Raw genomic sequence first — 12,168 nt, forward strand, 5'->3', positions numbered from 1 at the left:
TTAAGCACTAAAAATATTGTCTATAGAATAACTATCAACCATTATTAAATTGCTAAAACAAATATGAGGATTGGAATTATCGCTCACTTAAAACATCCTATAGTAGCACCGTTTGCTGGTGGTTTAGAGGTATTTACACATGAAATAACCAGAAGGCTGGTTTCACGAGGTCACGATGTAATCTTATTTGCAAGTTCAAGTTCTGATGAAAATCTTCCTGTAGATTCAATTTTATCAGATGAAGATTACGATGACAATACCGGCATGCGCATTAAACGAAGAGATTTACCTTCAGAATATATTGCAGAACATCATGCTTACTTTGGTCTCATGTCTCGCATCGACGACTATCATCTGGATATTATTTTTAATAATAGCCTGCATTATATCCCCATTACCATGGCCAATGTAGTTACTACACCAATGTTAACGGTATTGCACACGCCACCTTTTTATGAGCTTCAGCTTGCCATCAAAGCAGAACGCCGAAACCCTGTGATTCAATATGTAACCGTTTCAAAGCAAAGTGCGGTCAACTGGGGTGATCTCATGACAGATTGTGAGGTTATAGAAAATGGGATTGACCTTGATTTATGGAAATCATATGAAAAGGCTAATGAAGAACCTTATGCCATCTGGTTTGGCAGAATCCATCCGGATAAAGGGCTTCACCTCGCCATTCAGGCAGCAAAAATTGCCGGAGTTAAATTAAAGGTTGCAGGTGCCATTGCAGATCAGCGATATTTTAAAGAGAAAGTTTCAGGTTTGGTAGATGAGAATGTAGTGTTATTGGGTATTCAGGATCAAAAGTCTTTAAATGCCTTAATTGGAGGTGCAAGCGTGTGTATCGTAAGTCCTTGCTGGCAAGAGCCATTTGGATTAGTGGTTGCAGAAGCATTAAGCTGTGGAACCCCAGTAGCTGGATTTAAGATGGGCGCATTACCAGAAATTGTAGCCGAAGGAACAGGAATCCTGGTTGATTATCCTGAAGTAGGAGATTTAGCCGCAGCCATAAAGAGCGCCATGCAATTGGATCGGACTTTTGTAAGCAACTATGCCAGGAGCAGATTTGATATTGAAAAGATGATGGATAATTACGAAAAAATGCTTGCTGAAGTTGCACAGCAGAAAAATAAACAAAAAGTTTTAGAAGTATAATGACGAGTATTACAGCAGATATCCAAATAAAAAGTAATGATGAGGCCCAAATTAATTCTGTTTTAAATAAGATAGCTAATCGTGCTGCTGCCACAGAGCATCATCCCGCGGGACCTCGTGATGAATTTATATGGTTACGTGAATGTGGTGCTTTATCCATTGTTTTGCCAGGACATCCGTTAGACTTTAATTTGCCTAAAACCCCGGCGCTTTTGAAATTATTAAAGGCAGTAGGAAAGGCTAATCTATCTGTAGGAAGAATCTATGAAGGACATATTAATACCCTTTACCTCATTCATTTATATGCAGAAAAAGAGCAACGTGAAAGATGGTTTAAAGAGGTAGAAGAACAGGGTCATCTATTTGGTGTTTGGAATACACAGGCAGCAGACGGCATTTCTTTTCAAATGGAGGAAGACACATTTTGCATTCAAGGCTGTAAAACTTTTTGTTCTGGAGCAGATTTGGTAAGCCGGGCCTTAATTTCCGGAGAAATCGTTCGTAACGGAGAAAAGGGATGGCAAATGGCGATTATTAACATGGAAAATCTTTCACAAGATAAGATAGACCGTGAGAGTTGGAAGCCGCTGGGAATGAAAGCTTCCGGTAGTTATAAAGTAAATTTCAGCAATTATGTGATAACTGATCAGGATTTATTGGCAAGACCCGGGACTTATTTAACACAGCCATATTTTAACGGGGGAGCCATTCGTTTTGCAGCTGTACATTTAGGTGGCGCAGAGGCAATTTCAAACCAGACGCTGGCCTATTTAAAAGAATTAAAACGTACTGATGATCCTTTCCAGCAAATGCGTATTTATAATATAATGAGTGCCCTCACTACTGGAGAGTTATGGCTTAACCGTGCTGGAAAGTATTACGATCAATGGTCATCTGCTGGTACACATGATCAGGCATTAATTGCATTCGCCAATATGACCCGAACTGTAATTGAAGAGATTTGCTTAAACATTATGGACGAAAGTAATAAGTGTGTAGGTGCCCGTGGCTTGATGGAGCCATTTGAACTGGAACGACTACATCGCGATCTTACTTTCTATCTTCGCCAGCCAGCTCCTGATGCCACCCGTACCAAGGCAGCAGCATTTTTTATTCACAACGATTTTTCTTTCGATGATGATATTTGATAAAACAGCATTCTGGTCATCAGCAATAGATATTGATGAGCAATTTTTGAATAACATTAAACGATGCCTTATTTTAGCGCCACATCCCGATGATGAATCATTGGCATGTGGAGGTTTAATCCAATCATTGGTGCTAAAGGGCTGTGATGTTCATGTTACTCTAACTACAGATGGTAGCCGATCTCATCATTCAGCTACATATCCGGTAGATCGTCTGGCTAAATTGCGCTACACCGAAATGATTAGTGCCTTAAGTTTTTTAGGCTTAAGCCCAGATAAACTTTCAGGCTATCAAAACCAAGATTCTGCAATGCCTGCAAAGGGTGAAGATGGATTTGAGGCATTATCAGAAAAACTTCATGTAGATTTATCTTCTTTTCTTCCTCAACTCATTTTAGTTCCCTACGAACTTGATCCACATCGGGATCATCGGGCAACTTTCCAACTGCTTTTAGCTGCATTAAAAAATGTGACTGATTATAAACCAACCATCTGGGAATATCCGATCTGGTTATATGAAAATGCCAGTGAAGGTGATGTCCCACAATTGGAAACAGGTGAACTTAAGTCCTTAGAAGTTAATAATTATTTGCAACAAAAAAAGAAAGCCATTCATGCACACCAATCTCAAACTACCCAATTGATTGATGATGATCCTGAAGGGTTTATGCTCACGGAAGAAATGATTGGAAATTTTTTAACCGGGAAAGAATATTTTATGCAACGTACTAAAACTAATCCCGCAGGTACGCTTTCTAAAGATTATTTTGAGCAGCTTTACAGCACCCATTCAGATCCTTGGTCGTTCGAAACCAGTGAATATGAAAAAAATAAATATACGGCGACCTTAGCAGCGATTCCGGATGAGCACTATGAAAGAGCGCTAGAGATAGGATGTTCTATTGGCGTACTTACGCAAATGCTGAGCACAAAATGTAAACATCTGATCTCGATGGATATTAGCGAAATAGCATTGGAAAAGGCCATGTTAAGAATGAAAGATCGAGAAGAAGTTAAATTTCTTCATGGCGGAATTCCAATGGATTATCCGGATGGAAGCTTCGATTTAATTGTAATGAGTGAAGTGGGATACTATTTATCAAAGGAGGATCTTTTGCAAACCAGAAATCTTATTACCAGCTCCTTGGAGCCGAAAGGTATTTTAGTGCTGGTTCACTGGACACATTTTGTAGCAGATTATCCCTTAAGCGGAGATGAGGTTCATCATTGCTTTGCCAATGCGGGCCTCTTACATATAAAGGGTGATCGAACAGCTGATTACAGGTTAGACGTTTACAGGAAGCAAGCATAGTTTTATGAAATTTAACCTGGCATTTTACGTTCACCATCATGGCGCTGGTCATTTTACCAGAACAGCACAAATCATTACCCGTTTAACTGGCTATCACATCACCCTGTTAGGCAGTAATTTAAAGCCTTTTGCTCATTTACTCCCTAAAAACATTAATGTCATCCATCTTCCAATGGATACTGAGGAAGATCAAGATTTATATTTTCAGAACGGAAATACAGTTGATGCGTTACATTATGCCCCTTTAAATGTTAAGGGAATCAGTGACCGGGTAGCCATCATGACGGAGTTTTTCAAATCAGCTTTTCCAATGATATTGGTGGTAGATGTATCTGTAGAAGTAACTTTATTAGCTAGGCTAGCAGGCATTCCAACCATCGTCATGCGACAACATGGGCTTCGTGATGATTTACCGCACCTCATGGCTTATCAAAGTGCTGAATGTCTTCTTGCCCCATTTTCAAGTTCAATTGCACCTTTATCAGCAAAGTGGGTGGAAGAGAAAACAATTTATACTGGCGGTTTTTCAAGATTTTCTCAAAGCAAATCTAACACTGAAATACCACATCATGTAGCAGTAATTGTTGGGAGTGGAGGTACCTCTATTAATACTTCCTTTCTAGAGTTTCTTGCCATTTCAAGCCCAGATTTTTATTTTCTCATCATCGGGAAAATTGAAGGTAAACCGATAGAACATACTCATATTAAATATCATGGACACCTGGATGAACCCAAGGAAGTGCTGGATCTTTGTAGTATGGTAATCGGCAATACCGGCCATAACACCGTAATGGAAATGGCTAGTCTAAACAAACGTTTTATCGGTATCCCAGAAGCTCGCCCTTTTGAAGAACAAGTAGATAAAGCAGATGCTATTTCTTCAATCCCAGGTGTGCGCATTGTTTTGCCTGAATCACTTTATAATACGGATTGGAATTACATTCTTACTGAAATGGAAGATGCAGTGCCAAACTGGAAAGATGTAATTGCTGAAAGTGCTTTGGAGGATGCTGCAAATGCTATTATAGCTGTTGGTAAGAGCTTGTATGGCTAAATTTATTTTTTTAACGCAGCCCTAATTTCTTCATCAGTCGGCTTTCTGTTTAATGTAATTTTTCGTTTACCCCAATCAATCAGGTTCATATTGCTGAAAGCTGTTAACCAACCTTCCATGGGCCACTTTTTCCATTTTTGATAGAATCGGTTTGCATTTCCGATAATGTCTTCCAGGTGATTGAGCGGTGGAGAATAACTTTCGTGATATTGATGATAAGCCTTTGCTGAAACATGTTGTAAGGGCACCTGCATTTTTTCTGCGGAGAAAGAAAAGTCTGTATCCTCAGCGCCATAACCCTTGTAACCTTCGTCAAAACCTCCGATTTTTTGATAAATGGTTTTGCTACAGGCAAAATTTAATGACCAGAAAAGTGAATAGGGTATAACATCCATGTCGCTACGAATGGGATCTGGATCGCTCCAGATTTCCATAGCATTTAAAAAATCATGCTGATCTGTAGCGCCAATACGTAAATATTTCACCTCCCCACTCAGCAGAGCATTTGAATTTTGATGTGCTTGATAGTCAGTAATGAGCGATGCTGAAGGAATACAATCGACATCTAAAAAGATTAAGAAATCGCCACTGGCCTTTTCAGCTGCTAGATTTCTTGCAGCAGCAAGCGGTAAATGTGCAGATTCCATGATGGTATAACAGTAAACAGGGAAAGGAAGAATAGGCATCTTCCTAATAGGCTCATTCATAAACACCACCACCATTTCGTCTGGTAAAATGCTGCTTGTTTCTAAACCCTTCAGTAAATGATGAAGTGCATTTGCTCTTCCTTTAACAATGGTTAAAACGGATATCATTTATAAATTTGCTAAACCGCAATACTTTGCATTTCGTCTGATTCATTCATACCCATAGTATTTGGTTCAGGCTGAAAAATAGCTTTTGAAAAATACTGCCTTACAGATGCAATGGCCTTTGATATGGGTTCCATGATAATTTGAGTATGTCCGGATGATAATAGATGCTCTTCAATTTGTTCCCATAAGCTTTCAAAATATTGATTGTTTTGAACAGCCAGCTTTAGTGCCTGAAAGTCAATTGATAGTGCAGCAGCCAAGGTATTTAATTCAGCATGAAATGCAGCACATTGCTTACGGCTAATCCAAAGTTTGCGAAGGGAATTTTTAGTGCTTAATTTAAAAATCAATGTTTCTAGTGATTCTACCAATTGCTGATCTCCTTTAACACTCATATCCTGCCATTGCTGCAACTGCACAGAAAAACCAAATTCTACTCTTCCATTTAGTCGGGAAGAAGTATAAATCTTCACATTTGGAGAATGTCTGAACTTGGCATCTACCCGTTTTAGTCGCTTTCTAAACTCTTCATCTTCAAGGTAGGGAATTGCGGGTAATCTTCCTGACCGATCATAAATTTCGCAGGTTACAGCTAAACTCGGACCATAACATTGAAAATGGCGGGGCCATGGATTTGATATACACGGATCCAGTACAGATTCTAACCGGCTGGAGAATAATCGGTAGGTAACATCCCTCAAATGATGTAATTTAGATTGTTCAGGTGTATCTCTTGGTAAAATTCTGCCGCCGACAACATCCACTCCATTTTCCATTTCTGCTAAAATATGATATAGCCACGTAGGGTCTGCCTGACTATCGCCGTCTGTTGAAACTATAATTCCACGATTTCCTGCTACCTGAATCAGCCGTTGGTATGCACAATCCATTAATAACCTTCTGGCTGTTCCGATGTGTGCATCATCGCCTTTAAATGTGATTTCAGCAACCTGAAAGGCAAAATCTGGAAAAGCCAATTGATAAGTCTCACAAATCTTGAAAGTTTCGTCTGTACAATTATTAGCCAACACCAATACTTCAAAACGATGGCTATCAAGTTGATTTCCTGATGGATCGCTCTGCATACGAAGGGCATCTAATGTATCGATAATGCATTCTGCTTCGTTCTTTACCGGAATAACAACAGTTACACGTAAAAGAGGATGTGGTAATGATGGAAATAGAGAATTGTTTTTTTTAAATAGAGGTACAATCATAATGGTTGTGAGAGATATGTTTTTAATGAGAACACTATTTTTTCGATAAAAGTTCTATAATTCTACATCTCATCATCAAAGCCTTAAGCAAGTGTATCTTAAAGATTTCTATATCTTGAAATAAAAAAGAAAATAAAGTGCTATTAATAATAGAATGGTTATCGTATTTGGCCTGATTACAATAAATAAATCTTGCTCAACCACTAATGATTTTCAATCTCCGCAATAATTTGATTAATTACGGGCGAATGCAATACAATGCGGTGACTTTGTGGATCAAGGTCACTTTCAAATAAGGAAACTTCTTCGATCAATTCATCTAAAGGCAGCAATTGCCAATCTTCTCCGGGTGGCCTTAAAGCAGCAATAATATGTCCTTCATGAATGATCTCATAAATACCATCAGCTTCGCTCACTGTTATGGGTGTATTGAGACCATCAAGACTTACCACAAGATTAAAAGATTTCATATTAATGGAACAGGATTTGGCGAGAAAAGGTTTTAACGAGTATTTATTAATTACTCGTGCTGTTGATCATGCATATGATGCACGTATAAAATAATTACCTCTGTTTCAGTAATTTAGTGCGGAGCATTTGCAAAATTGGATAATGCGTCTAAATTTGCGAAATGACTGTGACTGTGCTGGCTATATTAGAGACTGATTTTGTTCCTGCAAAACACCTGGCAAAAATCATGAATGACCGTTTAAACCGTGCGGCAAAAGAACTTGCTGAGGTACATCTTAAGGCGCTAACCGGAAGTGGATTTTCAAAGGATGACCTGGTGGTTTATTTAAGTTATAATCCAAAGTTTAAGATACGTTATCGCATTGTAAATGATGTTCCGGCAGATATAGAATATTTTGTTGCAGAATGCTGTGGCCGCCTGGGTTATATTTTATGGAGAACCAACCTCATCAATGCAGATCAATAAGGAACGCTAATATCTTTCAGCTTTTCAAATGACTCTAATCTTTAACATAAAGAAATACAATTAAATTTAATCATCACCTGCAAAACGCTTTTCCTTTAAGAAATAGCTGCTTAGCCAAAATTCTGGTTAGATTGTGGCCATTCAATTTAACATTCTTTGTTATATTTGCCAGTACGATACATTAAAGCATCATTTTTATATGAGTTCAGGGATACCCGAAAACCGATACGAGCTAGTTTCAGGATTGGAAATACATGTTCAGTTAAATACGAATACCAAAATATTTTCTGCTGACAGTGCATCTTTTGGGGCTTTGCCGAATCAAAATATTTCAACAGTTTCTCTGGCTTTACCAGGAGCCTTGCCAAAATTAAATAAAGAAGTGGTAGCAAAGGCCATCCGGATTGGTTTGGCATTAAATTGTACCATTAATCAGGTAAATCATTTTGATAGGAAAAATTATTTCTACGCTGATTTGCCCAAGGGATATCAAATTACACAAGATAACCAACCCATTTGTATTAACGGACACTTAGAAGTAGAATTGAGCAATGGTTCGAAAAAGAAAATTGGCATAAACCGTATCCATCTAGAAGAAGATGCGGGTAAAAGCATCCACGATCAGGACGATCATTACTCATTGGTTGATTTGAACCGTGCTGGCGTGCCCTTAATTGAAATTGTAACTGAACCAGATATCCGTAGTCCAGAAGAAGCATCAGCATTATTGAGTGAAATCAGAAAACTGGTACGGCATTTAAATGTTAGCGATGGTAACATGGAAGAGGGCAGTTTACGTTGCGATGCCAATATTTCTATCCGTGAAAATGGAACAAACGCTTTTGGTACCCGCTGCGAAGTGAAAAATTTAAATTCAATGCGTAACGTACGCAGGGCAATGGAATTTGAATTTACAAGACAGATAGAGGTAGTGAGCAATGGTGGATCGATTATCCAAAGCACTTTAAATTTCGATGCAGATAAGGGTACTACTTCGCCTATGCGAACAAAAGAAGAAGCAAATGATTACCGTTATTTCGCTGATCCTGATTTACCGCCTATTCATATTTCTGATGAATGGCTATCGGAAATTAAGTCTGCTATGCCTGCTTTGCCGAACGAAATTTCCAGACAAATGATAGCGGAATTTGGAATCAATAAAGCTGATGCAACGCTATTTGCTGAAGACATAGATTTATTAAATTATTTTAATCAGGCTTTACCTATCGTTAACATCAAAAAGACACTCATTAACTGGCTAATCGGACCTATCCGTGCAGTTTTAAGTGAAAGAGGAATAGCGATTGCAGATTATAAAGTTAAACCAGATCAGTTGGCGATAGCCATTAACCTGGTTGATGAAAAAAAAATTACGCAGCAAATTGCTATTCAACAATTACTACCAGCTATTGAAGAAACCGATAACGCAGATGTTATGGGTTTAGCAAAGCAGTTAAATTTATTGATTACGGAAAATAGCAATGAGCTTGATGGATTTATTGATGAAGTGTTAAATAAATACCCGCAACAGGTAGAAGCCTATAAAAAGGGGAAAAAAGGTGTCTTAGGTTTATTTGTTGGCGATGTCATGAAACTGGCAAAAGGTAAAGCAGATGCCAAAAAACTAAATGAATTAATATTAGAAAAACTTAAATAATGAAATTAAAGAACTTGAGCCTGATCGTGTTGATCGCGATTGCTTTTACGGCATGCAAACCTAAAGATAGTTTTACGATTGACGGTACATTCAAAAATCCGGGAACTGAGAAAAAAGTATTTCTGTTTGGCATGGAAAATAGCCAGATGGTAGCGATAGATTCAACCAATTTATCAGAGAAAGGTGAATTTAAATTTATCAGGAAAACACCTTCGGTTGATTTTTTTAGGGTTTCTGTAGGTAACCATGAATTTATGTTAATTGCTAAAAACGGAGATGACATCAAACTGGAAGCAGATTTAGCAGATAAAACCATGGCCTATAAAATATCAGGTGCCAATGAAGTTGAAAAATTATCTGAATTAAATACCCTTAGAAATAATTTCGCTAAACAGGTAGAGAAACTGCAGGCAGATTTTGAAGCAAAGGTGGCTAAACAACCGCAAAACAGAGCCGCTATATTAGAGGAAGCAAAGCCACGGTATGAATCTTATATCAATCAGCTAAATACATCAATCCTTAAATTTGCAAAAGATAACAAAGGTACGTTAGCAAGTTTTTATGCAATGAATACCTTAAGTCCACAAGAGTTTGAGGCCCAATTGGTGGCTTTTGCCGACGAAATTAAGGATGAGATTAAAGGAAATGCCACTGTAGATACATTTATTAAACAAATGGCTTTACTAAAAGCTGTTCAGGTTGGACAGGTAGCGCCATCATTCACTATTAATACTGCAGATGGAAAACCAGTAAGCTTAGAAGATTATAAAGGCAAATATGTTTTGGTAGATTTTTGGGCCTCATGGTGCCAGCCTTGTCGCCAGGAAAATCCAAACGTGGTCAAAGTTTATAATAAATACAAAACAAAGAATTTTGACATCCTGGGTATTTCATTAGATACGGATAAAGCTGCCTGGTTAGGCGCCATTAAAGCTGATGGTTTGATGTGGACACACGTTTCAGAATTGAAAGATTTTAATGGAGAAACGGTTAAAAAATATCAGGTTCAGGCGATCCCAACATCATATTTAATTGATCCTGCTGGAAAAATCGTTGCAAAAAACCTTCGTGGAGATGAACTAGAGGCTTTCTTAGCCAAGACGTTACGTTAAAACAAATTCAATGTTAAACTAATTTAAGTCGTTAACAATTTATTAACTTAGGCTTAACGAATAGTTACAGCAGAGACAGTACTTTCGTAACAAATATTTAACTATGAACAACGCAGGTCAGAAAATATTAATAGTTGATGATGAACCAGACATTCTGGAACTGATTGAATATAACCTTAAGAAAGAGGGATATCAGGTTTTTACGGCTGCAAATGGCCAGGAAGGCATTACAGTAGCTAAGAAGGTTCATCCTGACTTAATCATTCTGGATATCATGATGCCTAAAATGGATGGAATTGAAGCTTGTCGTTTGATGAGAGCCATTCCTGAATTTAAAAATACTTTTATGGTGTTCTTAACAGCAAGAAGTGAAGAATATTCTGAAATTGCAGGTTTTAATGTAGGTGCTGATGATTATATTGCAAAACCAATTAAACCACGTGCATTAGTAAGTCGAATCAATGCGATTTTAAGAAGAAATGCAGGTACTGAAGAGGTTTCTGAAAACAAATTAGAAATCGGTGATTTAGTAATAGACAGAGAAGCCTATTTGGTTTTTCAGGGCGGAAATAAAGTTGTTTTAGCCAAGAAGGAGTTTGAATTGTTATACCTTTTAGCTTCAAAACCAGGTAAAGTCTATACCCGTGAATCTATTCTTAAAAACATCTGGGAAGATTCGGTTGTAGTAACCAACAGAACAATTGATGTTCATATTCGTAAGTTAAGAGAAAAATTAGGTGAAACTTATGTGTCAACCGTTAAAGGAGTAGGATATAAGTTCGAACTATCATAGAAAGAGACATAAATATTTAAGCCGCAGATTCGCTGATTATCAGAGAGCCTGCGGCTTTTTGATTTTAAGTTTATTTCTGTTTTTAGTAATCTAATGGACGCAAACATTACTGATGAAAGATTAAATAAATATGTACATCAATACCCTTTATCCTTATTATGCCGTTAATTTCTATACCAATAAAAATAAATCCTTATTTTTGCGGCTCATTAATAACATTACAGTTTGAAGTATCCAAATTTTAAAGATCTTATCCTTTTCGAAGACAACGATTTTATTGTCATCAATAAACCACCTTTTTTGGCCTCACTAGATGAAAGAGGTGGTTCTGGCGAAACCAACGTTTTGCGTTTAGCCAAACAATATAGTGATGATGCTCAGGTTTGCCATCGTTTGGATAAAGAAACATCGGGTGCTTTAATTATTGCTAAAAATCCAGAAGCTTACCGTCATGCTTCCATGCAATTTGAAAGAAGGAAAGTAAATAAAACTTATCACGCAGTCGTAGATGGTCATGTTATTTTCGATCAGTTATTGGTTGATTTACCAATTCTGAATGATGGAAATAAAAACGTAACCATTGATCGTGCAGAGGGTAAAAGAGCAGAAACTATTTTTGATTCTTTAAAATATTATAAGCACTATACATTGGTAGAATGTAAGCCTATAACAGGTCGAATGCACCAGATCAGGATTCACCTGGCTACACAACGGGCAGCAATTGTAGGTGACGATATGTATAAAGGTAAGCCAGTTTTTCTTTCTTCTATTAAACGTGGATATAAATTAACCAAAGGTGAAGAAGAACAGCCAATTATGAAGCGTTTTGCCTTACATGCAAGGCATTTAGTCTTCAAAGGATTGGATGATCAGGATATTGTTATTGATGCGCCATATCCAAAAGATTTTGCTACTTTGATTAAGCTATTAGATAAGTTTGATGCATAAATAATTGACCTAAAAAT

General features: G+C 37.5%; 12 protein-coding genes. 9 read left to right on the forward strand and 3 right to left on the reverse strand.

The annotated features are described in order from the left end of the window. The first annotated feature begins 63 nt into the window (after positions 1-63). Genes AN34_RS13385 through AN34_RS13400 form a run of 4 tightly spaced genes read left to right on the forward strand, consistent with a single transcriptional unit; the run spans position 64 to position 4,672 of the window. Positions 64-1,158 (forward strand): glycosyltransferase family 4 protein, encoded by a 1,095-nt coding sequence (locus AN34_RS13385; protein ID WP_029286249.1) that lies wholly within the window; start codon positions 64-66, stop codon positions 1,156-1,158. After that, on the forward strand, positions 1,158-2,306 hold the full coding sequence (locus tag AN34_RS13390; RefSeq protein WP_036677165.1) for an acyl-CoA dehydrogenase family protein: 1,149 nt from the start codon (positions 1,158-1,160) through the stop codon (positions 2,304-2,306). The genes AN34_RS13385 and AN34_RS13390 overlap by 1 nt, the downstream gene beginning before the upstream one ends. Further along, positions 2,293-3,618, forward strand: coding sequence for a bifunctional PIG-L family deacetylase/class I SAM-dependent methyltransferase (locus AN34_RS21445; protein WP_197285517.1), 1,326 nt, complete (start codon positions 2,293-2,295; stop codon positions 3,616-3,618). Before AN34_RS13390 ends, AN34_RS21445 begins: the two co-directional genes overlap by 14 nt. 4 nt (positions 3,619-3,622) lie before the next feature. Beyond that, positions 3,623-4,672 (forward strand): hypothetical protein, encoded by a 1,050-nt coding sequence (locus tag AN34_RS13400; protein WP_029286254.1) that lies wholly within the window; start codon positions 3,623-3,625, stop codon positions 4,670-4,672. Positions 4,673-4,674: 2 nt separating this feature from the next. Here the strand turns inward: AN34_RS13400 and AN34_RS13405 are convergent, their stop codons facing one another. From AN34_RS13405 to AN34_RS13415, 3 genes are all read right to left on the reverse strand, one after another. After that, positions 4,675-5,487, reverse strand: a complete 813-nt coding sequence (locus AN34_RS13405) for a glycosyltransferase family 2 protein (RefSeq protein ID WP_029286256.1) — start codon at positions 5,485-5,487, stop codon at positions 4,675-4,677. 11 nt (positions 5,488-5,498) lie between these two features. Further along, positions 5,499-6,704 (reverse strand): glycosyltransferase family 2 protein, encoded by a 1,206-nt coding sequence (locus AN34_RS13410; protein ID WP_051666547.1) that lies wholly within the window; start codon positions 6,702-6,704, stop codon positions 5,499-5,501. A 203-nt stretch (positions 6,705-6,907) separates the two neighbouring features. Beyond that, complete coding sequence (locus AN34_RS13415) at positions 6,908-7,174, reverse strand: hypothetical protein (protein ID WP_029286260.1); 267 nt, start codon at positions 7,172-7,174, stop codon at positions 6,908-6,910. A gap of 161 nt (positions 7,175-7,335) precedes the next feature. On the opposite strand from AN34_RS13415, the gene AN34_RS13420 reads away from it, so the two are divergent. The 5 genes from AN34_RS13420 (at position 7,336) to AN34_RS13440 (ending at position 12,151) form a co-directional block, all read left to right on the forward strand. Next, positions 7,336-7,641, forward strand: coding sequence for a hypothetical protein (locus AN34_RS13420; protein ID WP_029286262.1), 306 nt, complete (start codon positions 7,336-7,338; stop codon positions 7,639-7,641). A 199-nt stretch (positions 7,642-7,840) separates the two neighbouring features. Next, positions 7,841-9,298: an Asp-tRNA(Asn)/Glu-tRNA(Gln) amidotransferase subunit GatB gene (gene gatB / locus AN34_RS13425; RefSeq protein WP_029286264.1), complete on the forward strand. Its 1,458-nt coding sequence runs from the start codon at positions 7,841-7,843 to the stop codon at positions 9,296-9,298. Further along, positions 9,298-10,410 (forward strand): TlpA disulfide reductase family protein, encoded by a 1,113-nt coding sequence (locus AN34_RS13430; protein ID WP_029286266.1) that lies wholly within the window; start codon positions 9,298-9,300, stop codon positions 10,408-10,410. The genes gatB and AN34_RS13430 overlap by 1 nt, the downstream gene beginning before the upstream one ends. 103 nt (positions 10,411-10,513) lie before the next feature. Beyond that, a complete protein-coding gene (locus AN34_RS13435; protein WP_029286268.1) occupies positions 10,514-11,203 on the forward strand; it encodes a response regulator transcription factor in 690 nt (229 codons plus the stop codon). Positions 11,204-11,428: 225 nt separating this feature from the next. Beyond that, positions 11,429-12,151, forward strand: a complete 723-nt coding sequence (locus AN34_RS13440) for an RluA family pseudouridine synthase (RefSeq protein WP_029286270.1) — start codon at positions 11,429-11,431, stop codon at positions 12,149-12,151. The last annotated feature ends 17 nt before the right edge of the window (positions 12,152-12,168 follow it).

The sequence above is a fragment of the Pedobacter sp. R20-19 genome (assembly GCF_000708265.2).
Taxonomy (GTDB): domain Bacteria; phylum Bacteroidota; class Bacteroidia; order Sphingobacteriales; family Sphingobacteriaceae; genus Pedobacter.